This window comes from Mesorhizobium sp. B2-4-1, from assembly GCF_006442185.1.
GTDB lineage: Bacteria > Pseudomonadota > Alphaproteobacteria > Rhizobiales > Rhizobiaceae > Mesorhizobium.
On the sequence record NZ_VFVN01000006.1, the window covers coordinates 278,187 to 304,563 of the forward strand.

Consider the following 26,377-nt stretch of genomic DNA (forward strand, 5'->3'; position numbering starts at 1 on the left):
CATTGAACGATGGTCTCGCCAATCGTCACCTTATATACTGGTATGATCACTCTACCATCTTGGCAAGAGAAATCATTGTCACTGCGGCCTGATTGCCGCAGCGCCCGCCTTAGGTTTCGCCGTGGCGTCGCCGGCTGCGCTCTCGAGGGCGGCGGGGTCGATGGCGGCGCGCCGCGACAGCACCTGCCGGCCGGCCAGCGCCAGAACGAAAATGACCACGATGCCCTGGACGATGTCCTGCGCGCCGGGCGGCAGGCCGATGATCTGCATGGTCGTGACGATGAGGATCAAAAGGATGCTGGCGAACAATGTGCCGAGCGCCGTCGCGGAGCCGCCGAAGATCAGCGTCCCGCCCAGCACCACCGCGGCGATGGATTGCAGGAGATAGGGCTGGCCCATTTCAAGAAAGGCGCCGCCGATATAGGCGCCCAGCAGCAGCCCGTTGAGCGAGGCCAGCACCGAGGAGATGATGAAGGCCGAGGCGATGACCCGGTTGTTGCGGATCGCTGCTAGCCGCGCCGCCGCGCGGTTCTGGCCGACTGCCGAGAGCAGTTGTCCGTAAACGGTATAGCGTAGCACGAACGACGTTGCGGCGACGCCCAGGATGGCGATGACTGCCATGATCGGCACGCCCGCGACGCGGCCCGTCGCCAGCGTCTTCAACAGCGGACTGACGGCGAAGCCCGATATCGCGCGGTTCGACAGCAGCGTTGCGGTTGCCAGCACATAGCCCGTCGCCAGCGTGGCGATGATGGCCGGTATGTTCAGCCCGACGACGAGCAGCGCGTTGAGAGCGCCGACCGCAAGGCCGAGCAGGATCGCGGCGCCGACGCCGACGGCGAGGTTGGCGTCCTGGCCCTTGATGGTCAGCAGCGCCACGAAAGCGCTGAGCGTGATCACCGAGGCCACGGAAAGGTCGATATTGCCGCGCCCGGTGGTGACGACGAACATCTGGCCGATGCCGACGACCGTTAGGAACGAGGCCGACAGAACGATACCCGACAGGCTGGAGAGGCTGAAGCGGTTGGTGACGATGGACAGCACCAGCCAGAGCAGCAGCACCCCGATCGCCGACCAGATCCAGCGGTTTTTCTGCGCCCAAGGGCTGAAGGCGGCAAGCGCGTTCATTGTTCGCTCCTGCGGTCCGCGGTCAGGCTGCGCAAGGTCAGCAGGGCGATGAGGATCAATCCCTGCGTCGCCGCATTGAAGTCGCTGCTCACGCTCAGCGTGCCGAGCAGGGCGCCGATCAACGCCAGCGTGACCGCGCCGGCGACGGCGCCGACCGGCGAGATGACGCCGCCCAACAGCGAACAGCCGCCCATCACCACGGCGGCGACGCTGAGCAGGGTGAATGAATTGCCGGAATTGATGTCGCTCGCCGTGTTGATCGCCGTCAGCGACAGGCCGGCGGCGGCGGCGAACAGCCCGGCGACGAGGTAGCGCACCAGCGCGTAGCGCGTCGGCGACCAGCCGGAACGGATCATCGCGGTCGGATTGTTGCCGAAACCGCGCAGCACCACGCCGAGCGGCAGCCGGTCGATCACGAACACCACGATTGCCACCGCGGCGATGAGGATGATCGAGGTTGGCACGAAGCCGAGCGACCAGTTGAACATTGCCGACAGCCATTCGGGGCTGGCGCCGCCCGGCGTCGGCTGCAGCGCATAGCCTATCCCGACCCAGATGAAGGACGCGCCCAGCGTGACGACGATGGCCGGGATCTTGCGCGCCTGGATCAGGCCGCCGAGGCCGGCATAGGCGGCGATCGCCGCAGCCAGCGCCAGCGCGCCGAGCCACGGCTGGTCGTAGAGCAGCGTGGCGCTGAGCACGCTGACGAGCCCCGCGAACGCGCCGACGCCGAGGTCGATCTCGCTGCCGCCGACGATGAACATCTGCGCCGCGGTCACCAGTACCAGCGACAGCGCCGGCATCAGCAAGAGGTCGAGCCCGAAAATGGAGGCGACCGCCGGATTGGCCGAGATCATCACCGCCAGCACGGCGGCGAGGCCGATGAAGGGGGCAGCATTCACCAGCCTGCGGGCAAGCCCGGCGCCGGCAGCGCCGCTGCGTCCCGCACTGGCGGCTTTGTCCGTCTGCTGGGCAAAGGACGCTCCAACGACGGCTGATTCCGTGATCGCCTCGCCGGCCAGTTCCTTGACGATGCAGCCGCCTGAAAACACCAGCACGCGGTCGCAGGCCAGGAGTTCGGCATCTTCGGTCGTGTGCCAGATGAGCGTGCGCCCGCCTCGCGCAATGTCGTTGCAGAGGCGGTAGAAGTCCTGCTTGGTGGCGATGTCGACGCCGCGCGTCGGGTCGTCGAGCAGGACGATCGGCGTGTCGGCGACGAGCGCCCGGGCGACGAGCGCCTTCTGCTGGTTGCCGCCGCTGAGCTCCAATATGTTGGATCCGAAGCGGGTTTCGTCGAGCCGCAGCCGGCCGGCGGCATCCGCCGCTGCCGCGCGGTTGGCGCGGTCCGAGACCAGGCCCAGCGCCGGGCGGCGTGCCAGGGCGCCGATGCTGATGTTCCCAAGCACGCTCCACAAGGGGAACACGCCTTCCTTCTGGCGGTCGCCCGCGATGAAACCGGCTTCACCGTTCCTGGCGACGGCCGCATCCGTTCCGGAATCGGGCTTGAAGATTGCGTGCAGCAACTCCTTCTGGCCGCTGCCTTCGAGGCCTGCCAATCCGATGATTTCACCGCGGCCGATCTCGATGTCGCGGCCGAGTTCGGCCGTCAGGAACCCGGACAATCGCACCAGCGCTTCGCGGCTGCCGGTGGTGGCGGTACCATGCTGGTGGATCGAGTTGGCGTCGCCCCCCATGAGCTGCACCAGCCTGCCGATCGACGTCTCGGCCACATCGCCGCGCCAGGCGGTGCGTCCATTGCGCAGCACGACCACCTGGGTGGCGATGTCGATGATTTCCTGAAGCTTGTGGCTGATGAAGATGAAGGCGAGGCCGGATTTGGCCCGCTCGCGGATGAAGGCCCGCAACTGTCTCGAGCGATCGAGATCGAGCGAGGAGGTCGGTTCGTCAAGAACGATCAGCTTGACACCGGGGGTCGCGGCGGCGCGCGCAATCTCGACCATTTGCCGTTCGGCGATGGAGAGGTGGCCGACTTCGGCATTCACATCGATGCCGTTTGCGGGGAAGACGGCGTCCAGCGCCGAGCGGGCGCGCGCCCTGTAGAGTGCCCGCCAGCCCGGCCGGTTGGCGGCATCCGCCGGAATTTCCAGGAAGAAGTTTTCGGCCACCGAGAGGTTGGCGCACAGCGACAATTCCTGGTGCACCATGCGGATGCCGCGGCGCTGTGCTTCCGCCGTGTCGTAGCCGGCGAAGCCGATATTCTGGCCGGCAAACGAAATCGAGCCCAGGGTCGGCCACATCGCCCCGCACAGGATGCGCATCAGCGTCGATTTGCCGGCGCCGTTGCCGCCGACCAGCCCGATGATCTCGCCGGTGGAGACGGCGAGGTCGATCTCTGCATTCGCCAGCGTCGGTCCGAAGCTCTTGGTGATCCCGGAAAGCGAAACAACGCTCTGCCGGGTCGGATCGGTGAGCACCGCGGCGGCTGCGCCTTCCGGGGCTACGGCGAGATGGGACATTCGTCCTCCGTTTCTTCACGGGCAGGGACCGGGCGCGGCCGTTCCGCGGCGCCCGGTCCCTGGCATTGCCAATCTTACTTGCTCAGCAGGTTCTGCTTGACCCAGTCGAGCGAATAGCTGGGGCTGATGATCTGGCCGCCAGGCAGCTTTGCATATTCCTTGAGGTTGCCGGCATCGACGGTGGCCACCGGCATGATCATCATCTTGGGTGCCTTGGCGCCCTTGAGCAGCGACAGGCCGAGCCAGAAGGCGGCGCCGCCAATGCCGGGCGTCGTGTTCATGGATACCGTCTGGTAGCCGTTCTTGGCGTTCTCCTCGGCCCACCATTTGACGAAGTCGGTGCCGCCGCCGCCTTCGATGATCGGCATCTTGCCGGCATAGTCGCCGCCATACTGGACGAATGCCTGGGCGATGCCGACATCGTCGCTGCCGCCTTGTGCGAGCACGGCGTCGACATGCGGCAGGGAGGGCAGCACGTTGGCGATGGCCGCCTGCGCGACCGACGCGGTCGCCTGGCCATAGACCGTGGCGACAACCTTGACATCGGGATATTTGGCCAGCACCGACTGTTGCGCGTTGAACATGTCGTTGTCGGGCGCCGAACCCTTGACGCCGCGCACCTGGATGACGTTGCCTTTGCCGCCGATCATCTTGAAGACGGCCTCGGCCTGGGCTGCCTTGTAGCCCTTGAAGTCGAAGTTGAGCTGGTAGTTGCAGGGCGCCGAGGCGACCGAATCGAACGAAACGACGATGATGCCGGCCTTGCAGGCTTTTTCGATGATCCCGTTGACCGCGGTTTCCGACGCGGCATCGACGGCGAGCACGTCGACCTTCTTGAGGATCAGCTCGGCGATCTGGCTGTTCTGCTGCGCCACCGAGCCGTCGCCGTTCATGACGATGTAGTCGGCAATCTGACCGGCCGCCTTGGCTTCCTTGGCCGAGGCTTCGAAAGCCTCCACCATCTGGTGCCGCCAGGTGTTGCCGTAATAGGCGTTGGCGAGCGCGATCACCGGCGCATCCGGTGACGCCATTGCCGGCACAGCCGAGACGCTGACTAGCGCGGCGCCGGCAAGCGCCGCCACGGTTGAAAACTTCATGATATTTTCCTCCCAAAAAACACCGGCCGATACGTCGGCCTTCTGCCATTCCGTTACGACATCCTCCGAAAGACGCCATACCAGCTACATGTTATACCAGCATACCAAATAGGCAAGCGGGCACCGGAACCTCGATTGCCGAAACCTCCTTTGATTTAAGGACGAGACGAGCTCAGCCGTCGGCTTCGTTCTTTCCTTGGCCAAACGGAGCCGGCCTGCCCCGGCAACTGGCGACCGGTCCAAATCCGGCCGTAGACGGACGTTAGGTCATCATATATGTAATGTCAATCGATGGCGGGACCCTTGTCTGCCGACGCGACTCGGGATCGATTGTTCCGCGAACACCCAGGGAGGGACGGATGGAGCCGGTCCAGAAAAAGAAACTGTATGTGGAGGTGCTTGACCGGTTGATGGCGGCAATCTCGACATCCGAATTCCCGCCCGGCTCTCAATTGCCGTCGGAAAAGGAACTGATGACGATGATCGGCGTCGGCCGGCCCTCGATCCGGGAAGCGATGCTGTCGCTGCAGCAGATGGGACTTATCAGGATCTCGCACGGAGAACGTGCCCGCGTCATCAATCCGACGCCTGATGTCATCGTCGATCAGGTCTCAGCGGCGATGGTCATGATGCTGGCGACGAACTCTCGCGGGCTTGAAGAACTCAAGGAAGTCAGGCTCTTGCTGGAAACCGGCCTGGTTCGGATAGCCACGCGGCGCGCTACGGCCAAGAGTTTGGAACGCCTCGCGGAGACCTTGCGTCATTTGCGCGAGGCAAAGGGCGACCAAGCCCGGTTTGTAGCTGCCGACATGGAGTTCCACGCCGTCATTGCGGAGATGAGCGGCAATTCGATGATAGCGGCGGTGGCGAAGGGAATGCTCGAATGGCTGTCCCGTTTCAAGCGGGATCTGGTGGCGATGAAAGGCGCCGAGCGGCTGACGGTCGAGGAGCATGAGCGGATCTACAAGGCAATCGCCGGCGGCGATCCGGAAGGCGCGAGCGCGGCAATGGCCGACCACATTGGCCGCGCCAACGAGCTCTATTCGAAACTGGCCGGCGGCGGAGCCGGCTGAGCGGCCGCCGAAATTTTTTTGCCCGAGAAAACTCATATGATGACATGATTTCTTTTTGGTGCTAACGGTCACTCCGTGAACGTCATTCCAGTCGGGAAGCCTGCATTGTCCGGTCGCCTCCGCGCCACCTATCTGATCGAAACCCGCTACCCGCTGGAGGTTGCCGCGGCTGCGATGGCGGGCGAACAATCAAGCGGGACTTTCCGCGCCATACCCGGAGAAACGCCGGAGCTGCTGCGCAAGTTCGGAGCCCGCGTCGAATTCATCAGCGATGTTGCCGAGGTCGACAGCGAGGCGTTGCCGTTCTCGCGCTCGCCAAAAAATGCGACCGTGAGGCCGCGCCGGGCCAAGGTGGGCCTTTCCTGGAACATCGAGAATACGGGGACGGTGCTGGCTTCGGTCTGGTCGACGGTTCTCGGCAATCTGTTCGAGCTGCATCATTTCTCGGCCATGCGTCTCCTCGACGTTACCTTTCCCGATGCCTTCGCAGATGCCTATCCAGGGCCGGCCTTCGCCGTCGAGGGAACGCGTCGCCTGACGGGCGTCGAAGGACGCCCGCTGATCGGTACCATCGTCAAGCCGAGCGTTGGTCTTACCCCGCAGGAGACCGCGACCCTGGCCGACACGCTGATTGCCGCGGGTCTTGATTTCATCAAGGACGACGAATTGATGGGAGACCCTCCGCATTCGCCGTTCGAACACCGGTACGAAGCGGTCATGGCGGTGATAGACGGGCACGCCGACAGGACCGGGCGCAAGGTCATGTATGCGGCCAACATTTCCGGTGACATCGACGCCATGCGTCGCCAGCTGGATCTGATCGAGCGCCGTGGCGGGACCTGCGCCATGCTGGTCCTGAATTCCGTCGGCCTGTCCGCCGTCATCGAGATGCGTCGCCACTCCGCCGTTGCGCTGCACGGCCATCGGGCCGGCTGGGGCCTCTTCAGCCGCTCTCCCGATCTCGGCATGAGCTATCTCGCCTATCAGAAATTCTGGCGTCTGGCGGGCATCGACCACATGCACGTCAACGGGCTGTCCAACAAGTTCTGCGAGCCGGACGAATCGGTGATGGCGTCGGCCCATGGCTGTCTCACCCCGATGTTCGAGCGGGCTGGCCGTCCCGATACGGTCATGCCGGTGTTTTCGTCTGGACAGACCGCTGTGCAGGCGGCCGAGACCTATACGAGGCTCGGCTCGGACGATTTCATCTATTGCTGCGGCGGCGGGATCATGGCGCATCCAGGCGGGCCGGCCGCCGGCGTTCGAAGCCTGCATGATGCTTTCGAAGCCGCGGCGGCAGGGGTTCCCGCACGCGACTACGCCGCCACGCATCCGGAGCTCGAAGCCGCGCTGCAAGCGTTCGGCTGAATTTGCGCCATCGGCGCGCCATCAAGGCAAATGGGAGAGAAGCAAATGACGACATCCGTGGCGGTGCTTGGAGCCGGAGGGAAGATGGGCTTCCGCGTGACGCGCAAGCTTATCGAAGCGGGCTACGATGTCCGCGCCGTGGAGATCGGCGAGGCCGGCCGCAAGCGGCTGGGAGAGGCCGATATCGGCGCCGTCGCCATGGACGAGGGCATTCCCGGCGCCAAGGTGGTGGTAATGGCCCTGCCGGACAATATCATCGGCCAGGTGGCGCGGCAGATCTCGCCGATGCTTGCCGCGGGCACCATGATCCTCATTCTGGATGCGGCAGCGCCCTATGCCGGCGACTTGCCCGCGGATCGGCCGGATCTCACCTATTTCGTCGGCCATCCCTGCCATCCGCCGCTGTTCGGCGAAGAGACGGAATGGGCCGCGCGTCGCGATTACCATGGCGGCATCGCCAGGCAATCGATCGTCTGTGCCCTGATGCAAGGTCCGGAAGAGCACTATGCGCTTGGCGAGGAAGTGTGCAGGGCCATGTGGTCGCCGATCATCGACAGCCATCGCGTCACGGTCGAACAACTGGCGATCCTGGAGCCGGGCCTGTCCGAAATGGTGGCCATGCCCTTCGTCGACACCATGGTCGAGGCCGTCGAGGAGTGCGAACGCAAATATGGCATTCCCAGGAAGGCCGCGCTGGACTTCCTGATAGGTCATCTGAACGTCGAGATCGCCATGTGGTTCGGCTTCTCTCCGAAAGTGCCGTCCGATGCGGCGCTGCGCCTGATGCGATTCGCCAAGGGCGTCGTGGTCCGGGACGACTGGCGCGAAGCGCTCACACCGGCCAAGGTGAAGGAAGCTTCGGAATTGATCGTCTACGGCAAGGGAGCCTGAGCCCTGCCTTCGCCGGCCCGGATCATATCGGTATCGACCGCGCTCTTCGATGGCTATCCCATGGAATTGGCCCTCGAGGAGATTGCGGCGGCCGGCGCCCTCCATGTCGAGCCGGCCTTCATCCGCGGCTATGTCGATTTCGACGAAGGCATGTTTGCGGCTGCGCACGCCGCGAAGCTGCGCCAGGCAGCGGAACATGCCGGGCTGGGGATCAATGCCGTGTCGGCTCATCTCGACCTGTCGGGGGCCGATGCCGTCGACGCCTTGTCCCGCCGCATCGGCTTTGCCGCCGGTCTTGGCGCGTCCTTCCTGATTACCAATGCCGGCCCGGCGAGAAACAGCGCGGCGATCCGCAAAACGATTGACGCCCTCCTGCCGAGGCTGGAGGAAGTCGGCATCGTCCTGGCGCTCGAGAATCCCGGACATGGCCAAGGCGATCTGCTCGGCAGTGCCCGGATGGGGGCAAGCTTCATTCGGGACATCGGATCGCGACACGTGCGCCTGAACCACGACGCCGGAAATGTCTTTACCTACAGCAACGAGACGGTGCAGCCGGCGCAAGATATCGCTGATGCCATCGATGCCGTTGGGCATGCCCATCTGAAGGATGTCGCGAGCACCGGCGAGGGATGGGCGTTTTGCGCCATCGGCGACGGCTCGATCGGCTACGGACCGTACTGGGCAGCGCTTCCCGCGACGCTGCCGGTCAGCATCGAACTGCCATTGCGGCTGCAGCGCCCCCAGCGCCGTGATCCCCAACGGCGGAGCGCGCCGGTGGATATCGCCACCATTCGGAGCGCGCTGCGGCGTTCACTGGATTTCGTCAATTCGCTGGAGATCGCAAAGAGCAGCACCTTCTGAACAGCGAAAGGTGGTTCCTTGCCTTTGCGAGAGCCGGCTATCCACGCTCCGGGAACATCGCCTTCAGCCCTTCACGCGAGGCCTTGGCGACGCCGCGTTCGGTGATCAGGCCGGTGACCAGCCGCGCCGGCGTCACGTCGAAGGCGGGGTTTGCCGCGGGCGTCGCTTCCGGCGAGACGCGCACCTGGGCGATCTCGCCGCTCGCGGTCTTGCCCCACACCAGCGAAACCTCGTCGCCGGAGCGTTCCTCGATCGGGATTTCGGCAAGTCCGTCGCCCACCGTCCAGTCGATGGTCGGCGAAGGCAGCGCAACGTAAAACGGCACGTCATTGTCTGCGGCGGCGAGTGCCTTCAAATAGGTGCCGATCTTGTTGCAGACGTCGCCGTCGGCCGTCGTGCGGTCGGTGCCGACGATGACCATGTCGATTGCGCCGCGCTGCATCAGATGGCCGCCGGCATTGTCGACGATCAGCGTGTGCGGCACGCCGTGGCCGGCCATCTCCCAGGCCGTCAACTGGGCGCCCTGGTTGCGCGGCCGCGTCTCGTCGACATAGACATGGACCGGAATGCCGGCCTCCCTTGCCAGGTAGATCGGCGCGGTGGCCGTGCCGTAGTCGACGGTAGCCAGCCAGCCGGCGTTGCAATGGGTCAGGATGTTGACGGTTTCGCCCGGCTTTTTGCGCGCCGCGATGTCCTTGATGATGGCGAGACCGTTCTCGCCGATGGCGCGATTGAGCCCGACATCCTCGTTGGCGATCTCGCTGGCGCGACGATAGGCGGCTGCGGCGCGTTGTTCCGTCGGCAGCGGCCGCAGGAGCCGCCGCATCTCATCCAGCGCCCAACGCAGATTGATCGCCGTGGGACGCGTCTCGTGGAGCGTCTCCCAGACGGCATCGAGCGCGGCATCCGCCGGATCGTCCGCCATCTGCATGGCAACGCCATAGGCAGCGGTGACACCGATCAGCGGCGCGCCGCGCACCCACATGTCGCGGATGGCGGTGGCGATGCCGTTAACGGTATCGACCTTCACGACACGGAAGTCATGCGGCAGCCAGCGCTGGTCGATGATCTCCACCGAGCGCCCATCGTCGCTCAGCCAGATGGTGCGATAGTGGCGCTCGCCGACGTTCAAATGCGGTTCTCCTGTTCGATCAGCGTGGCCAGTTTGTTGACCTCGTCGATGCTGTGAATATGACGCCTGTTGACGGCGATGTGGCGGCCGAACTCCAGCGCCCTCGCTTCACATGTGGCGCGCAGGTCTTCGTCGGCAATGGTTTCGAAATCGGCATTGTGGGCGAGGCCGAGGATGCGCCGGTGCACCTCGATGCCGGCAAAGCCGAGGAGGTCGTCCCAGATCTGGTGCAGCACATGGTCGAGCGCCTGCTCGGCGCCGAGCCTGTCGCCCTGATCCTCGAACAGGCTCTTTTGATAAAGCATGCCGTTGCGTTCCGTGCGCCACAGATGCGAGAATTCGGTGCGGAACACCGACCATGTCTGCGCTGTGACATCGAGCAGATAAGCGCGCATGGCGTCGCGCTTGCCGCTCTGCTCATGACCCCGCTGCGAGAAGAAGGCCATCCAGAAATTGGCGAGCAACATGCCGACGTCGAACGCCATCGGCCCGTAGAAGGCGAATTCAGGGTCGATCATCCTGGTCTCTGTATCCGTGATCATGATCGAGCCGGAATGCAGGTCGCCATGCAGCAATGTCTCTGCATTGGCGGCGAAAAGATGCTTCAGGCGCTGCGCTTCCACCTTGAGGTCGCGGTCGGCGCGCAACTCGGCGACCAGGGCGTCGAGTTGCGGCGAAGTGTGCCGGTTCATCTTGGCGTCGAAGTAGGGGTCGGAGAACACCAGATTCTCGGTGATGTCGCACAGCTCGACATTGTCGGCGAACAGCGCCAGATCCGCTTTGCGATCCTTGGTCACCATCGAGAAGTCGGAGCCGCGGAACAGGGTGCGGGCCATGAACAGCCCGATATCCCTGGCGATGTTCGGCAATTGCCGGCCCTCGATCAGCGCCCGCCGCAAAATGATGTGCGGCGACAGATACTCCATGATGATCAGCGCCTGGGTCTCGTCGAAATGGTAGATGGCCGGCACCGAGCCCGGCGCGCGCGCCTCCTGCCGTGTCAGCGCGTGATATTCGAAGAAGGAACGCTTCAGCGGCAGCGGCCAGCTGTCGCCGACCAGCCGGACATAGGGCAGGGCCTGCTTGACGACAGCCGCGCCCTTGTCACCCTCGACGATGAAGACGAGGTTCAGATTGCCATCGCCGACCTCGCGCACCTTCCAGCGGCTGGTGTCCTCGCCGATGCGCTGGGTGAGCGCTTCGTTGCTGCCGAGCCGCGTGGCGAGCGTCTCCACCGACAGTGCTTCGAACGGCGTTTTCCCGGTCATCCTCACCTCTCCTGCTCGTCCCTCATAATAGCGGAGCCACGGCGGCGGGGCCAAGCTAGGTAGCGCTCTGGCAATTGTCAATCGTGTTGACAATTGCCGATGTAGCCCATAGCGTCACCGTCAGGGAGGAACGCATGGTCGGCAATGCCGTGTTCCGCGTAGAGGGACTGAGGAAATCCTTTGGCCGTAACGAGGTGCTTGGCGGCGTCTCGCTCGAACTCCATGCCGGTGAAGTGACCGTCCTGATGGGTGCCAACGGCGCCGGCAAATCCACCCTCGTCAAGATCGTCAGTGGCGTCTACGAACGCGATGGCGGTACCATGACCCTGGCCGGCCAGGACTTTGCGCCGGGACGGCCGGCGGAAGCGATCCGCGCTGGCGTCGTCACCGTTCACCAGAACATCAATGACGGTGTCGTCGCCGACCTTGACGTGGCGACCAATCTGACATTGGACAGGCTGAGCGGCAGTGGCGCCACGGTGCTCTTCAACCCGGTCCGTGTGCGTCGCGAAGCCAAGGCGGTTGCCGACCGCATGGACCTGGCGATCGACTTGAAGGCGCGCGTCAGCGATCTCTCGCTGGCCGATCGCCAGATGGTGGCGATTGCCCGCGCGCTGGCACATCAGCCGAAAGTGCTGATCCTCGACGAACCCACCTCATCGCTATCGAGCGCCGAAGCCGATCGGCTTTTTGCGCTGGTCGACAGGCTGCGCGCGCAAGGCGTGGCGATCCTCTATATCTCGCACCGCATGTCCGACATAAGGCGGCTTGCCGACCGCATCGTCTCGATGCGCGACGGCGCCGTGTCCGGCGTCTTCGACAAGAAGCCGCTCGACTACGAAGGTGCGGTCAATGCCATGCTCGGCCGCAAGATCCACCTCGACCAGATCGTCGCCAGGCACTCGGCCAAGGCGGTGCTGACCGTCGAAGGCCTGCGCATCGCCCAGGGCGCCAGGCCGATCTCGCTGGCCCTTGGCGACGGCGAGGTCGTTGCCGTCACCGGGTTGGTCGGCGTCGGCAAGACAGCGCTTGCCGAGACGCTGTTCGGCGTGCGCAGGCCGCTCGCCGGCACCATGACGATGAACGGCAAGCCCTACGCGCCGCGCTCGGCCGGCGACGCGATCGCCGCCGGTGTCTTCCTCGTCGCAAAGGATCGCGCCACCAGCGGCATCGTCGGCGGCTTCAACATCGAGCGCAATGTCAGCCTGCCGTTTCTGAGAAGGATGTCGAACCTGGGCGTGCTCAAGCGCCGCCTGGAACGCGCCACGGCGCGCCGGCAGATCCAGGAATTGGGCATCGTCTGCCGCTCCGAGAAGGACGAAATGTCGGCATTGTCCGGTGGCAACCAGCAGAAGGTGATGGTCGCCCGCTGGATGGCGCAGGATGCAAGGCTGTTCATTCTCGACGAGCCGTTTCAGGGCGTTGATATCTCGGCAAGGCGCGACATCGCCGCCAAGCTGAGGGCAAGCGCCAATGGCCGCGCGACGCTTTTGTTCGTCACCGAACTCGACGAGGCGCTGGAGACGGCCGACCGTATCCTGGTGATGTCGGAGCAGACCATCGTCGGCGAACACCGCAACGCGGACATCGATCTCGATCGCCTGCTGGCCGAGGTGGCCGGTGGGCTGCCGCACAGCGCGGCGTGACCTGCTGGAATTGAAGAGCTGACGATGACAATTGGAATGGAGAGCATGGGTTCGAGTTGGGTAAAAACGGCAGCGGCGCGCGGGGATGCTGAATGACGCAGCGCAACCACGCCATCCGCTACGGTTTCATCGTCCTGTTGTTTGGGCTCGTCGCTTATTTCGCGATTGCCGCCGACGGTTTCGTTTCGCCGCAAAGCGCGGTCTTCATCTTCCAGTCGGTCGCTATCACCGGCGTGCTGGCGCTTGGCGTCACCGCCACGCTGGTCGTTGGCGGCTTCGACCTGTCGATCGGCTCGGTCGCCACGTCAGCCATGATGGCTGCGGCCTATGTGATGGTGGTGCTGGAGCAGAACGCTGTCGTCGCGGTCATCGTCTGCCTGCTGATCGGCGTTGTCGTTGGGCTCATCAATGGTTGGCTGATCGTCTATATGCGCGTGCCGGACCTGCTGGCGACGCTCGGCATGATGTTCCTGCTGGTCGGCCTGCAGCGCATCCCGACCGAAGGCCGCTCGATCGCCACCGGCATGACCATGCCCGATGGCTCGGTCGCCAACGGCAAGTTCGGCGAGGCGTTCCTGGCGCTCGGCCGCCACCGCTTCGACTTCTTCATCCCCAATCTCATTCCGGTCTCGGTGGTCGTCCTGGCGGTGCTTGCGGTGCTGATCTGGTTCTTCCTCGAATACACCCGCTTCGGCCGCATGATGTATGCCGTCGGCTCCAATGAGCGCGCCGCCGAGCTCGCCGGCGCGCCTGTCAAGGCATACAAAATCTGGGCCTATATCATTTCAGGAGTTTTTGCCTCGATCGGCGGTATTTTGCTCGCCGCCCGGCTTGGACGCGGCGACATCGCCTCGGGTAATAATCTTCTGCTCGACGCTGTCGCCGCGGCGCTGATCGGCTACGCGGTGCTCGGCGCCGCCAAGCCGAACGCGTTCGGCACGGCTGTCGGCGCCGTCTTCGTCGGTGTCCTGCTGCAGGGCCTGACGATGATGAACGCGCCGTACTACACGCAGGATTTCATCAAGGGCGCCGTTCTGGTCGTCGCCCTTGTCTTCACCTTCGCTCTTTCCGGCAGGGGCAGGACATAGATTTCGACCGGGTTGCATTTCAACAAGTGGAGGAAACGACGTGAACATCACAAGAAGACTTTTGGGCAAGGCAGCGCTCGGGCTCGCCGGCGCGGCGTTGCTGATGCAGGGGACGGCCCTGGCTGCCGATCGCCCGGCACCGTTCGACAAGCCTGGCGTCAAGATCGCCCTGGTGCGCTATCTCTCGACCGGTGACTTCTTCCAGGCCTATCTGTCCGGCGTCGAGGCGCAGGCCAAGGCCCTCGGCGTCGACCTGCGCGTGCTCGACAGCCGCCAGGACGCCGCCCTCCAGGCCGACATGGTCGACCAGGCCATCGCGCTTGGCGTGCAGGGTATCATCATCCAGCACGGCCTGACGGAATCGATGAAGGACGCCGCCCAGCGCGCGGTCGACGCCGGCATCAAGGTGGTCGCTTTCGACGTCAACGTCGACAACCCCAAGATCCCGCAGATCGAGCAGTCAGACCGCGACCTTGCGCGCCTCGCGCTCGAGCAGGCGGTCAAGGACAATGGCGAGAGCTGGAAGGCCGGCTATGTCTATGTCGCGGGCATAGCCCCGCTCGACCGCCGCAATGAAACATGGGTCGACGTGAAGAAGAAATACTCGGGCATCAACGAAGTCGCCATGTTCGGCACGCTGGACAACCCGATCGCCAACTCGGTCGCCAACCAAGCGCGCTCGGTGCTGACCGCCCATCCCGACATCAAGGTGATGTTTGCTCCCTATGACGAGTTCGCCAAGGGCGTGAAGATCGCCGTCGACGAGGCGGGCCTGAACAAGGACATCAAGATCTATTCGGCCGACATCTCGACCTCCGACATTGCGGCGATGCGCGAGCCCGACAGCGCCTGGGCGGCAACCGCGGCCACCAATCCGGCCGTCGTCGGCCAGGTCTCGGTGCGTGCGCTGGCGCAGCTGCTGGCCGGCGAAGACCCCGGACACAACGTCGTCGTGCCGCCGACGCTGATCACCCAGAAGGACCTTCTCGACAAGGACATCAAGAATATGGAGGACCTGTCGGCCAAGCTGCCGCAGTTCGCCCATGCCGATGTCGCCATGCCGGCCTGGATGCCGAACCCGAACGCGAAGTAGGCCAATCGATATTGCAATTCGCTCACACTTGGAACAGCCGCTTGCAGCAACTGCAGGCGGCTTTTTTGCTGTCTTCATTCGTTGAACAGATCGGAGTAGGAGCCGGTGCGGGCAAGCCGCAGCTCATCGTCGGCAATGCGGTAGATCAAGAGCCAATCAGGTTCTACATGCGCATCCCGATAGTCTTTCCAGTCGCCTTTTAGAGGGTGATCCTTATAACGCGCCGGCAGTTCCAGTCCGGCGATGAGCAGGCCCAACAACTCGCGCAATTTATCGAGATCTTTGCCACGCTTCTCCATGCGCTTAACGTCCCCGCGGAATTGCCCGGAGTGAACGGGCGTCGGCATGTCAGATGCCCAAATCCTTGAACAATTCGTCGGCTGACGCGAAACGCTTGCCTTTGCCTTTTTCCAATTCGGCCATGGCCTTTTGGGTGGTTGCGTTCGGCACCTTCACCGGAAAGGGAAATTCCTTGTCGGCGGCGACGCGGACCAGCAGCAGCCGAATGGCGTCGGAGACCGACAGTCCCATTGCCGCCAGGGCTTCGGTAGCCTGGTCCTTTGTCGCGGCATCAATTCGAGCGCGGACAACCGTGTCCGTAGCCATGTTGCGACTCCCTACTGTTGAGCCACAATGTAGCTACAAACGGGTGTTCTTGCAAGCCTGCCGTCTGCGCTGTGCGTGACGGTGCTACCGCAGCGCCGCCGCGATATTGCCCCCGTCGACCGTCGTTACGTCGGCGGTTGTGCGGTCGGCCAGCGCGTGGTGCAGGAAAGCCTGCGCCACGTCCTGCGCTGTCACCTCCTGGCCGAGCAGATTGCCGGACATGTATTCTTTTTCCGAGACACCGCGCGCGCCGGAACGGCTTGCGATCATGGCGTCGGTCAACAGCCCGGAGCGGATGCGGTCGGCATTGACGGCGTTGGAACGGATGCCATGCGCGCCGTAATCCAGTGCATATTGCCGGGACAGGAACAGCGTCGCCGCCTTCGGCACGCCATAGGCGCCGAATTTCGGACCCGGATTGACCGCCTGCTTGGAGGTGTTGAACAGGAGAGCGCCGCCGGTGCCCTGTTCGAGCATGATGCGCACCGCGTTCTGCGCCACCGACTGGTGGGCGAAGAAATTGAGCTCGAAGCTCTTGCGCAGCAGCGCGTCGTCAAGTTCGCCGATCCGGCCTTCCCAGGCAGCACCGGCATTGGACACCACTATGTCGACGCCGCCATACACGGCGACCGCCTTGTCGAAGGCTGCACGCACCTGCGCCGGATCGGTGATATCGGCGGCGACGCCGATCGAATTGTTGCCCGCTTTCTTGGCCGCATCAGCGGCTTTTTCGCCATCGAGATCGACGACCACCGCATGGGCGCCATTGTCGGCGAAAAGCTTGGCTGTCGCGGCGCCGATCGCACCGGCTCCGCCAGTGATCAGCACGACCTGGCCGGTCAGCGGCTTCGGCTTGTTGGAGGCGAGTTTGGCCTGTTCCAGCGACCAGTATTCGAGCGGGAACAGGTCGGCCTTGGAAAGCGGATGAAAACGGCCGACCGCCTCGGCGCCACGCACGGCCTCGATCCACATTTCGCCGACATCGGAAGCGATCCTGGCATCCTTGAGCGTGCGGCCATGGCCGAACATGCCGAGCCCTGGCACCAGCGTCAGCCGCGGCATCGGGTCGAGCATGGTGCGTTTGACGTCGTCGAGCGCGTCATTGGTGTCGAAATAGGCGCGGTATTCCTTGGCGAAGGCGTCGACATGGCTCTTGATGACGGCCTTGTAGTCGCCGGCCTTGTCCGCATCTGGCGCCGGCACCGCCATCGGCCCGGTCTTGATGCGGATCGATAGGTCCGGCGTCGACACGCCGCGCGCGGCGTAGTCGGCGATCTCGGCCGAATTGATGAAATCGACGATCGCATCCGAGGTGCGGAAATCGCTGATCATGCGGTCGAAGCGGCCTTCGCCGCGTGCCACCGCCACGGCGCCGCGCAACATAGGAGCGATGGAAGCCGGCGTCGCGAGCTTCGCCGGAAGCGCGGCCTTTGCCGCCTTGGGCTTGGCATGCTTGGCTACATACTCCTCGGCGACATTCACATAGTGGATCATCCGGTCGTAGGCCTGCTTGGCGTCGTCGCCGAAGGTGAAGATGCCGTGCTTGTCGAGGATCAGGCCTTCCACATCAGGGTCGGCGTCGAAAACGTCGGCAGCCGCCTTGGCGAGGTCGAAGCCCGGCATGATGTAGGGCACGTAACCCATCTTGGCCCCGAACACCGTCTTCACCAACGGCTTGCTGTCTTCCTGGTCGACGATCGCCAGGATGGCGGTCGAGTGCGTGTGGTCGACGAATTTGTGCGGCAGGAAGGCATGCAGCAAAGTCTCGACCGAAGGATTGGGCGAGGACGGATCGATGAGGTTCGCCCGCTGCAGCGCGACCATGTCCTCGTCGGAGAGCTTGTCCAACGCGCGCGCCTTGATGAGCGCGCCCATCTTCACCGCCGGCAAGCCCTGCGGCTCGATGACGGCCATGTCCCAGCCGCTGCCCTTGACGCACAGCACGTCCCATTCGTCGCCAACGAGGTCGGTCGCCTTGGTCTTGCAGGAAGTGTTGCCGCCGCCATGCAGCACCAGTCGCGGTTCGCCGCCCAGCAGGCGCGTCGTGTAGACGCGCAGCGCGAGATCGCGTCCGACGCCTTTCTTTGCATAGTCGGCAACCATCTTCTCCGCGTCGCCGTCATTCCACAGGTTCTTCATTAGCTTCGTCCAGTTGCTGTCATAGTGGTGAAACAGGAATGCCACGACGCCTTGATGACGGCCGCGGCAGGAATGGTCTCTAGGATACCTTTTTGCCTGGCGCTCCGGCATGATCCAGAAGCCGCTGCGCCATATCGGCGCCGACCACCAGATGCGTGCAAAGGCCGCCGGCGATCGCCGCGAGCAGGGGTTCGAACTTGCTGTTCTCCTGCACCACCATCAGCCGCTTCTGAATGGCGCGCAGCGAGGAAAGCTCCGCCGAGATCACCCGCCGGTTGTAGCCGCAGTCGAGCACCTTGCCCTCGGCATCGATGATCTGCCCGGCAATGACGCCGGCCGCGCCCGCCTTGCGCAGGTCGGCCATTTCGTCTGATGTCAGCGCGCCGCATTTGACCAGATGGCTGTCGGCATCGACGGCGCCGACCGAATACAGCGCCAGATCGCATTCGTGGATGCTCGACAGCTGTTCGCGGATTACAGGCTCGGCGCGCAGGCCGCGCGCCAGCTCTTCGGTGGTCAGCACGAGCGGCGCGTAGAAATTGATGCCCTTGGCGTTGAGCCGCCGGGCGATCTCCATCGTGCACTGGTCGGGACGATAGGAATAGGGCGCGCCGAGATTGCCGCAGAGCTGCACCACGGTGACATCCTGGAGATCGGCGTAGGACATGATGTCGGCGATCATGTAGACGGTGCGTCCCCAGGCGACGCCGATGCGGTCGCCTTTTTTCACCAGTTCGAGAAAGACGCTCGCCGCCAGCACCGCGATGTCGGTGGCGGGATCGGCGATATGGCCGTTTTCCGGCGCGATCCAGACCGCGTCGAGACCGAGTGCATCCTCGAGCTTGCGCGCCATGACGTCGTCGGTGAAAAGCTGGGTCGAGGTCGAGATGTTGACGATGCCGGTCTCTCGCGCCTTGCGCAGATACATGGCAACGGAGGCGCGGGAAATGTTAAGCTGGCTCGCCACCTGGTCCTGGCGCAGGCCATGCGCATAATAGAGCCAGGCGGCCTTGTGGATAAGTTGTTCTGCCGGTCGGATTGCCATGCCTTCTCCTCGGCTGACATTAGTCACGGCTCTCGACAAAAGTCAAACCGCGCGGAGGTACGCAATGCCTTTACGCGCGCCAAATCTAGACCATCATTGCGCCAGACGCGCTTTGTCGTGGCATCGTTGCTGGTGACGCGGCCCGAGCCTGTGGTTAGAACATGTCGGCAAAGGGACATACGGGGAGGACAGGATGGGCAACCCTTACGAACAGGATCTCGACAGGAACGCTGCCAACCACCAGCCGCTGACGCCGCTCACCTATCTGGAGCGGGCAGCCAAGACCTATCCCGATCATGTCGCCATCATCCATGGCCGGCAGCGCGTGACGTATCGCGATTTCTGGCGGCGTTCGCTGCAGCTCGCCTCGGCGCTCTCCAGGCGCGGCATAGGCAAGGGCGACACGGTGACGGTGATGCTGTCGAACACGCCGCCGATGCTGGAGGCGCATTTCGGCGTGCCAATGACCAAGGCGGTGCTGCATTCGCTCAACACTCGCCTCGACGCCGCCGTGATCGCTTTCCAGCTCGACCATGCCGGGACCAGGGTGCTTATCGTCGATCGCGAATTCTCCGAAGTGGTTCGGCAAGCGCTTGACCTGGCCAAGGTGAAGCCCCTGGTCATCGACTATGACGATCCCGACTACGCCGCGGACGCTCCCTATCCGAAGGGCGGTCGCATCGGCACTCTCGACTACGAGGCCTTCGTCGCCGAGGGCGAGGGGAATTTTGCCTGGTCGATGCCTGACGACGAGTGGGACGCCATTTCGCTCAACTACACCTCGGGCACGACAGGCAACCCGAAAGGCGTCGTCTACCATCATCGGGGTGCTGCCCTGATGGCCTACGCCAACACCGTCCATGCCGGCATGGCCAAGCATGCGGTCTATCTGTGGACGCTGCCGATGTTCCACTGCAATGGCTGGTGCTTTCCGTGGACCTTGGCCGTCCAGGCCGGCACCCATGTCTGTCTGCGCTGGGTTCGGCCGAAGCAGATCTACGACGCCATCGCCGACCATGACGTCACCCATCTGTGCGGCGCGCCGATCGTCATGTCGGTGCTGATCAACGCCAGGGATGAGGACAAGCGCCAGTTCCCGCAAGCCGTCACCTTCAACACGGCCGCCGCGCCGCCGCCGGAAGCGGTGCTCACCGGCATGGCCGATGCCGGCTTCGCCGTCACGCATCTCTATGGTCTGACCGAGACCTACGGCCCGGCGGTGGTGAACGAATGGCACAATGAGTGGGATCATCTGGAGAAGGGGCAGAGGGCCACGAGGAAGGCCAGGCAAGGCGTCCGCTACGCCGCGCTCGAAGGCCTCACGGTGATGGATCCCGAAACGATGACGCAGACGCCCGCGGACGGCCAGACCATCGGCGAGGTCATGTTTCGCGGCAACATCGTCATGAAGGGCTATCTCCGGAACCGCAAGGCGACCGACGAGGCGTTCGCCGGCGGCTGGTTCCACTCCGGCGATCTCGGCGTCATGCATGCGGATGGATATATCCAGCTCAAGGACCGCTCCAAGGACATCATCATTTCGGGCGGCGAGAACATTTCCTCGATCGAGGTCGAGGACGCGCTCTACAAGCACCCGTCCGTTGCGTCTTGCGGCGTGGTGGCGCGGGCGGACGAGAAATGGGGCGAGGTGCCGGTCGCCTATGTCGAGCTGAAGCCTGGCAAGACGGCGACCGAGGCAGAGATCATCGAGCATTGCCGCGCGCTGCTTGCCCGCTTCAAGCTGCCGAAAGCGGTGGTGTTCGCCGAGATCCCCAAGACCTCGACGGGGAAGATCCAGAAATTCCGGCTAAGGGAGATGGCGAAGGAGGCGTAGGCCGCATGGCCGCTCTTGCCATGACCTCGACAATTTGCGGCGGGCCTTGTGACTTCGTCATCCCAGGGCGAAGCAAGGACCAAGCGACGCGGCGCAGACCCTAGGATCCATGCCCTGATGTCAGTCAAAAAATGAGGTGGATCAGGAAGTTACTGTAGCCTACAGCAGCCATCCTCGACTGCCGGAGCACGGCCGCAAGGCCACGGCATGGATCCTAGGATTTCCGCGACGTCGCTTCGCGACTGCTCCACCCTGGGATGACGAAGTGCGAGGCGAGCCACCCCCCTCACTGTCACCATCTGTCACCATTTTGTACGCGTACGCCGAATCCGCGTTGACATCGCGTTCCTTTCGATTTACGAGTGACGAAAATCAAAATTCATCACTAGTAAATCGAAAGAGGCTATGTCCGAAACCGCCAACCTCGTCGCCGATGCCGCTCGCCAGGAGAATGTAACGCGCATTCTCGATTGCGCCGAGCGCCTGTTCCGGCACTATGGCTACGGCAAGACCAATGTCGCCGACATTGCCCGCGAACTCGGCATGTCGCCAGCCAACATCTATCGCTTCTTTGCGTCCAAGGTCGAAATCCACCAGGCGGTCTGTGGCCGGATGCTCGGGGCCAGCTACAGGATGGCCTACGAGATCATGCATTTGCCGATCAGCGCCGAGGAACGGCTGCGGCGCTACGTGCACGCGCAGTACAAGATGACGATGGAGGTCATGCTCGACGACCAGAAGGTCCATGAGATGGTCATCGTCGCTCTCGAGCGCGATTGGGGCGTCATCGACAAGCATGTCGACAGTATCCACGATCTTTTTGCCGAGGTGATCCGCGAGGGCATCGCGGCCGGCGAATTCAGGGAACAGGATCCGGTGATTGCGTCGCGCTGCTTCGGCGCCGCCACGGTCATTTTGTGCCACCCGCAGATGGTGGCCCAGTGTCTTGCCAAGACCAACCGGGCAATGCCCGACGACCTCATCGACTATGCGATCAAGGCCTTGAAGAAATAGCCGCCGCCCGCCGGGCGCCGGCAACGACAATCAATCTCCAGTTTGGGAGTGCTAAGGTGTCTTCGTCCAATTCCATTATCCGCTGGCTGCCCGTTGCCGGCCTGATCGTCGCGGCACTCGGCCTTGCCGGTTGTTCCCAGGAGAAGGCGGAGGTCAGGGATATCATCCGCCCCGTCAAGGTCGTCGAGATCGGCGCGGCGCAGACCACCCGCCAGCTCGATTACTCCGGCTCGGTGCGTGCTCGCACCGAGATGAATCTCGGCTTCCGCGTTGCCGGCAAGGTCACCGAGAGGCTCGTCGACATCGGCCAGCATGTCACCTCGGGCGACGTCCTCGCCCGCATCGATCCCTCCGATTACGAGCTTTCGGTCAAAAGCGCCGCGGCGAGCCTTGACGCCGCCGAGCGCCAGGTCGAGACGGTGGATCTCGCCAGGAAGCGCGCCGAGCAGCTTTATGCCAAGAATTTCGCGCCGAAATCGCAGCTCGAGCAGGCGACGCTGGCCTACAACCAGGCGGTCGCGACGCGCGATGCCGCCCGCTCGACCCTCGCCCAGGCTCAGAACCAGGTCCACTATACCGACCTCAAGGCGAGCGAGAACGGCATCGTCACCGCAGTCAGTGCCGATGTCGGCCAGGTGGTCGGTGCCGGCACGCCCGTGATGACGGTTGCCGTCGATGGCGAGAAGGAAGTGCTGATCGCGGTACCGGAAATGGATATTGCCGGCTTCAGGCCGGGCAAGGAGGTCAAGGCAAGCTTCTGGGCGGACGATGCGCTGACGCTTGCCGGCAAGGTCCGCGAAGTGGCCGGCAGCGCCGACCCGCAGTCGCGTACCTTCGCCGTTCGCGTCTCGCTTCCCAACGATCCGCGCGTGCTGCTCGGCATGACCGCCAACGTGCAGGCGTCGATCGACAGCAAGACCCAGCTGGTCTCGATCCCGCTCAGCGCCCTGGCTGAAAAGGACGGCCAGAAGATCGTCTGGGCCGTGGACCGCGGCAGCGACACCGTGCATTCGCGTCCGGTCAAGATCGCGAACTTCACCGCCGATGGCGTCGCGGTTGCCGACGGCCTCAAGCAGGGCGACGTCGTGGTTGCCGCTGGCACCCAGTTCATGACCGACAATCTGAAGGTCAAGCTGTCCGGCGATAGTCTCCAGCAGTCCGCCTCGGCGGCGGACGACGCTGCCACCAGCAGCCTGCGCTGACAGCCAGGCACTACGAAAGCCCCCCTGTCTTGGCGGCGCGAGCCGCAAGACCGGGCAGGCCATGGTTTCCGGGCGGCAGGCGCCCGATCGTCGAGACGCCGGCAAGATGGCTCCCCCGCATCATTGTCGCGTCACACGCGATGCGAGTCTCTCCGCTTGAGGGAGCTTCGCCGCCCGGAAGCCAGACGAAGAACGCATGAACGGCATGATGAACCTGCCCTGCAGATCAATTGGACTGGACTGGCGCCATGACCACCGACAGCAACACTGAAAAGCGGCCTTTCAACCTCTCGCGTTGGGCGATCGGGCATCCGAGCATCGCACGTTTCCTGTTCGGCCTGATCATCCTTGCCGGTGCGCTCGGCCTGATGCGCATGGGCCAGAAGGAAGATCCCGATTTCACCTTCCGCGTCATGGTCGTGCAGGCGATCTGGCCGGGTTCTTCGATCCAGGAGATGGAAGACCAGGTCGTCAACAAGATCGAACGCAAGCTGCAGGAAACGCCGCATCTCGACTTCGTGCGCTCCTACACGCGCGCCGGCAGCGCCATCATCACGGTTCAGATCAAGGGCGACACCAATGCTGCCCAGGTCAACGACGCCTTCTATCAGGTGCGCAAGAAGGTCGGCGACATAGCAGGCGATCTGCCGCAGGGCCTGCTCGGCCCCTATTTCAACGATGAATTCGGCGACACCTTCATCACCTTGCATTCGATCAGCGGCGATGGCTTCAGCTATCCCGAATTAAAGAAGTTCGCCATCCAGGCCCGCGATATGCTGCTGACGACGCCCGGCGTCGAGAAGGCGGTCATCATCGGCGACCAGCCCGAGAAGATCTATATCGACGTCTCGTCCAAGGCGCTAGCCGAGCGCGGCCTGACGCTGACCGACCTGCAGAACGCGATCAAGGGACAGAACAATGTCGACCCGGCAGGCTCTGTCGACACCGGGCTGCGCTCGGTCCGCATTTCGGTCGAGGGCGACGTCACCAGGGCGGCCGACATTCGCGAGCTGCGCTTGCGCGCCGGCAACCAGGTAACGCGCCTTGGCGATATCGCCACAGTGAGCTCGGGGCTGGAGGATCCTTTCGAGCGCAAGTACCGGTTCAATGGCCACGAGAGCGTCCAGCTCGGTGTCGTCATGGCCAAGGGCTTCAACGTCACGGATGTCGGCAAGGACGTCGAGGCGACCTACAAGCGATTCGAGGAGGCGCTGCCCTATGGCGTCTCCGTCGATCAGATATCGGACCAGCCCGAGGTCGTCAGGGACGCTGTCAGCGAGTTCATGCATGCGCTCGGCGAAGCGCTGCTGATCGTGCTCGTCGTCTCGTTCCTGTCGATCGGCTGGCGCTCCGGACTTGTCATTGCCATCGCCATCCCGCTGGTCCTGGCCGCCACCTTCGCCATCATGTACGAGATCGGCATCGACCTGCAGCGCATTTCGCTTGGCGCCTTGATCATCGCGCTCGGCCTGCTTGTCGACGACGCCATGATCGTCGTCGAGATGATGGAACGCAAGCTGGAGGAGGGGCTGGTCAAGATCGAGGCGGCGGGTTTCGCCTACTCCTCGACCGCCTTCCCGATGCTGACCGGCACGCTGATCACCACCGCCGGCTTCATTCCGGTCGGCTTCGCCGCCTCCACCGCCGGCGAATATGTCCGCACGCTGTTCTACGTCGTCGGCATCGCGCTCGTCGTGTCCTGGTTCGTGGCGGTCTATTTCACGCCATGGCTGGGATATATGATCCTCAAGCAGCGCAAGCATGCCGGTTCCCATCACGACGTCTTCGACACCAGCTTCTATCGCCGGCTTCGCTCGACCGTTACCTGGGCCGTGCGCCATCGCATCATCGTGCTGACGATGACGCTGGTGACCTTCGCCACCAGCCTGTGGACCTTCCAGTTCATTCCGCAGAACTTCTTCCCGCAATCGTCTCGCCCGGAAATCCTCGTCGATCTCTGGCTGCCGGAAGGCACCAGCATCAAGGAAGTCGAGACGCAGGCCAAGGCGCTGGAAGCCAAGATGATGGACGACAAGGACAAGCGCTTCATCGCCACCTATATCGGTGAAGGCGCGCCGCGCTTCTTCCTGCCGCTGGACCAGCAGCTCAGGAATCCTAACTTCGCCCAGCTTCTTGTGATGGCCAATGACGAGCCGGCGCGCGAGCGGCTGATCGTCAAGCTGCGCACCATCCTGGCGCAGGACTTCCCCTCCATCCGCGGCAAGGTCGACCGCTTGTTCCTCGGCCCGCCGACAGGCTGGCCGGTGCAGATGCGCGTCATGGGCCCGGACCGCCAGGAAGTGCGGCGCATTGCCGACCAGGTGAAGGCAAAATTCCAGGCCAACCCGCTGCTCGGCGCCGTCCATGACGACTGGCTGGAACCTGTGCCGGCGATGAAGCTGGTCATCGACCAGGACCGCGCCCGTGCGTTGGGCGTCACCTCGCAGCGCATCCGCCAGATGCTGCAGGCGTCCATGTCCGGCGCGCCGTTGGGCGACTTCCGCGACGGCGAAGAAACGGTGTCCATCGTCGCCCGCGAACCGGATGCCAGTCGCACCCTGCTGTCCTCGGTCGATTCCATCTACATCCCGACCGATTTCGGTGGCTTCGTGCCGCTGTCGCAGGTGGCCAAGGTTGTGCCGGTGCTGGAGCAAGGCGTCGAGTGGCGGCGCGACCGCTTGCCGACCATCAGCGTGCGGGCGACCTTGCCCGACGGCGTGCAGTCAAACGACGTCGTCACCAAGATGTACAACGACATGAAGGGCCTGCGCGACGGCTTGCCGCCCGGCTACAAGATCGAGATCCAGGGCGGTGCCGAGGATTCGGCGGAAAGCCAGGCTTCCATCGCCGCCAAGGCGCCGATCATGCTGGCCGTCATCGTCATATTGCTGATGGTCCAGCTGCAGCATTTCGGCAAGGCTATGCTTGTTCTGGCCACCGGTCCACTCGGCATCATCGGTGCGGCCGCGGCCCTTTTGATCAGCGGCGCGCCGTTCGGCTTCGTCGCCATCCTCGGAGTCATCGCGCTGCTCGGCATCATCATGCGAAACTCCATCATCCTCGTCGACCAGATCGACCAGGACATCGCGAAAGGCATGGAACGCTCCGAAGCGATCATCGGCTCGGCTGTGCGCCGTTTCCGGCCGATCGTGTTGACGGCAATGACCGCGGTGCTGGCGCTGATCCCGATCTCGCGCGGCGTGTTCTGGGGGCCGCTCGCCTACGCCATGATGGGCGGCATTCTGGTTGCAACCGTGCTCACCATCCTGGTGCTGCCCGCTGGCTACGCCCTGTTCTTCGGCCGTGAGCGAAAGAAGGTGCCGACCGACGAACAGACGCCCGAACCGGAAACCGTCGAAGGCGTCGAGAGGCCGCAACTCGCTTTGGCGGCTGAATGAACCAAATCGGCCGGTCT

The 26,377-nt window shown here is 63.8% G+C and carries 20 protein-coding genes; 11 read left to right on the forward strand and 9 right to left on the reverse strand.

Annotated features, from left to right (window positions below; translation table 11 throughout):
- Positions 1–78 precede the first annotated feature (78 nt).
- The 3 genes from FJ949_RS17790 to FJ949_RS17800 form a co-directional block, all read right to left on the reverse strand.
- Positions 79–1,128 carry an ABC transporter permease gene (locus tag FJ949_RS17790; protein WP_140497813.1) on the reverse strand — a complete coding sequence of 350 codons (1,050 nt, stop codon included), beginning with the start codon at positions 1,126–1,128 and terminating at the stop codon, positions 79–81.
- On the reverse strand, positions 1,125–3,605 hold the full coding sequence (locus tag FJ949_RS17795; RefSeq protein WP_140497815.1) for an ATP-binding cassette domain-containing protein: 2,481 nt from the start codon (positions 3,603–3,605) through the stop codon (positions 1,125–1,127). The genes FJ949_RS17790 and FJ949_RS17795 overlap by 4 nt, the downstream gene beginning before the upstream one ends.
- A gap of 74 nt (positions 3,606–3,679) precedes the next feature.
- The gene (locus FJ949_RS17800) at positions 3,680–4,702 is read right to left on the reverse strand and encodes an ABC transporter substrate-binding protein (RefSeq protein WP_140497817.1); all 1,023 of its coding nucleotides are present in this window, start codon (positions 4,700–4,702) and stop codon (positions 3,680–3,682) included.
- A 359-nt stretch (positions 4,703–5,061) separates the two neighbouring features.
- On the opposite strand from FJ949_RS17800, the gene nanR reads away from it, so the two are divergent.
- The 4 genes from nanR to FJ949_RS17820 all read left to right on the forward strand — a co-directional run bounded on the left by nanR (position 5,062) and on the right by FJ949_RS17820 (position 8,895).
- Positions 5,062–5,775, forward strand: a complete 714-nt coding sequence (gene nanR / locus FJ949_RS17805; RefSeq protein WP_140497819.1) for a transcriptional regulator NanR — start codon at positions 5,062–5,064, stop codon at positions 5,773–5,775.
- A 105-nt stretch (positions 5,776–5,880) separates the two neighbouring features.
- Positions 5,881–7,143, forward strand: coding sequence for a ribulose-bisphosphate carboxylase large subunit family protein (locus FJ949_RS17810; protein WP_181171567.1), 1,263 nt, complete (start codon positions 5,881–5,883; stop codon positions 7,141–7,143).
- 45 nt (positions 7,144–7,188) lie between these two features.
- Complete coding sequence (locus tag FJ949_RS17815) at positions 7,189–8,034, forward strand: phosphogluconate dehydrogenase C-terminal domain-containing protein (RefSeq protein WP_140497823.1); 846 nt, start codon at positions 7,189–7,191, stop codon at positions 8,032–8,034.
- A gap of 60 nt (positions 8,035–8,094) precedes the next feature.
- Entirely contained in the window at positions 8,095–8,895 is an 801-nt protein-coding gene (locus FJ949_RS17820; RefSeq protein WP_181172063.1) for a sugar phosphate isomerase/epimerase, read from the forward strand.
- Between the two features lie 37 nt (positions 8,896–8,932).
- Here FJ949_RS17820 and mtnA read toward each other — a convergent pair whose 3' ends face one another.
- Both mtnA and mtnK read right to left on the reverse strand, forming a co-directional pair.
- Positions 8,933–10,027: an S-methyl-5-thioribose-1-phosphate isomerase gene (gene mtnA / locus FJ949_RS17825; protein ID WP_140497827.1), complete on the reverse strand. Its 1,095-nt coding sequence runs from the start codon at positions 10,025–10,027 to the stop codon at positions 8,933–8,935.
- Positions 10,024–11,295 (reverse strand): S-methyl-5-thioribose kinase, encoded by a 1,272-nt coding sequence (mtnK, locus tag FJ949_RS17830; RefSeq protein ID WP_140497829.1) that lies wholly within the window; start codon positions 11,293–11,295, stop codon positions 10,024–10,026. The genes mtnA and mtnK overlap by 4 nt, the downstream gene beginning before the upstream one ends.
- Positions 11,296–11,429: 134 nt before the next feature.
- Between mtnK and FJ949_RS17835 the strand changes: the two genes are divergently transcribed.
- The 3 genes from FJ949_RS17835 to FJ949_RS17845 all read left to right on the forward strand — a co-directional run bounded on the left by FJ949_RS17835 (position 11,430) and on the right by FJ949_RS17845 (position 15,122).
- Positions 11,430–12,941, forward strand: coding sequence for a sugar ABC transporter ATP-binding protein (locus FJ949_RS17835; RefSeq protein ID WP_140498112.1), 1,512 nt, complete (start codon positions 11,430–11,432; stop codon positions 12,939–12,941).
- Between the two features lie 92 nt (positions 12,942–13,033).
- Positions 13,034–14,029 carry an ABC transporter permease gene (locus tag FJ949_RS17840; protein WP_140497831.1) on the forward strand — a complete coding sequence of 332 codons (996 nt, stop codon included), beginning with the start codon at positions 13,034–13,036 and terminating at the stop codon, positions 14,027–14,029.
- A 40-nt stretch (positions 14,030–14,069) separates the two neighbouring features.
- Positions 14,070–15,122 (forward strand): substrate-binding domain-containing protein, encoded by a 1,053-nt coding sequence (locus tag FJ949_RS17845; protein ID WP_140497833.1) that lies wholly within the window; start codon positions 14,070–14,072, stop codon positions 15,120–15,122.
- A 74-nt stretch (positions 15,123–15,196) separates the two neighbouring features.
- On the opposite strand, the gene FJ949_RS17850 is transcribed toward FJ949_RS17845, so the two are convergent.
- The 4 genes from FJ949_RS17850 to FJ949_RS17865 all read right to left on the reverse strand — a co-directional run bounded on the left by FJ949_RS17850 (position 15,197) and on the right by FJ949_RS17865 (position 18,912).
- On the reverse strand, positions 15,197–15,469 hold the full coding sequence (locus FJ949_RS17850; protein ID WP_140497835.1) for a type II toxin-antitoxin system YafQ family toxin: 273 nt from the start codon (positions 15,467–15,469) through the stop codon (positions 15,197–15,199).
- Between the two features lies 1 nt (position 15,470).
- Positions 15,471–15,728 carry a type II toxin-antitoxin system RelB/DinJ family antitoxin gene (locus FJ949_RS17855; protein WP_140497837.1) on the reverse strand — a complete coding sequence of 86 codons (258 nt, stop codon included), beginning with the start codon at positions 15,726–15,728 and terminating at the stop codon, positions 15,471–15,473.
- Positions 15,729–15,812: 84 nt separating this feature from the next.
- Positions 15,813–17,867, reverse strand: coding sequence for a bifunctional aldolase/short-chain dehydrogenase (locus FJ949_RS17860; RefSeq protein ID WP_140498114.1), 2,055 nt, complete (start codon positions 17,865–17,867; stop codon positions 15,813–15,815).
- Between the two features lie 79 nt (positions 17,868–17,946).
- Positions 17,947–18,912, reverse strand: coding sequence for a sugar-binding transcriptional regulator (locus FJ949_RS17865; protein ID WP_140497839.1), 966 nt, complete (start codon positions 18,910–18,912; stop codon positions 17,947–17,949).
- A gap of 193 nt (positions 18,913–19,105) precedes the next feature.
- Here FJ949_RS17865 and FJ949_RS17870 point away from each other — a divergent pair, with 193 nt between their 5' ends.
- The 4 genes from FJ949_RS17870 to FJ949_RS17885 all read left to right on the forward strand — a co-directional run bounded on the left by FJ949_RS17870 (position 19,106) and on the right by FJ949_RS17885 (position 26,360).
- Entirely contained in the window at positions 19,106–20,746 is a 1,641-nt protein-coding gene (locus tag FJ949_RS17870) for an acyl-CoA synthetase (protein WP_140497841.1), read from the forward strand.
- A 405-nt stretch (positions 20,747–21,151) separates the two neighbouring features.
- A complete protein-coding gene (locus FJ949_RS17875) occupies positions 21,152–21,760 on the forward strand; it encodes a TetR family transcriptional regulator (RefSeq protein ID WP_140497843.1) in 609 nt (202 codons plus the stop codon).
- A gap of 56 nt (positions 21,761–21,816) precedes the next feature.
- Complete coding sequence (locus FJ949_RS17880) at positions 21,817–22,962, forward strand: efflux RND transporter periplasmic adaptor subunit (protein WP_140497845.1); 1,146 nt, start codon at positions 21,817–21,819, stop codon at positions 22,960–22,962.
- Between the two features lie 248 nt (positions 22,963–23,210).
- Positions 23,211–26,360: an efflux RND transporter permease subunit gene (locus FJ949_RS17885; protein ID WP_140497847.1), complete on the forward strand. Its 3,150-nt coding sequence runs from the start codon at positions 23,211–23,213 to the stop codon at positions 26,358–26,360.
- The last annotated feature ends 17 nt before the right edge of the window (positions 26,361–26,377 follow it).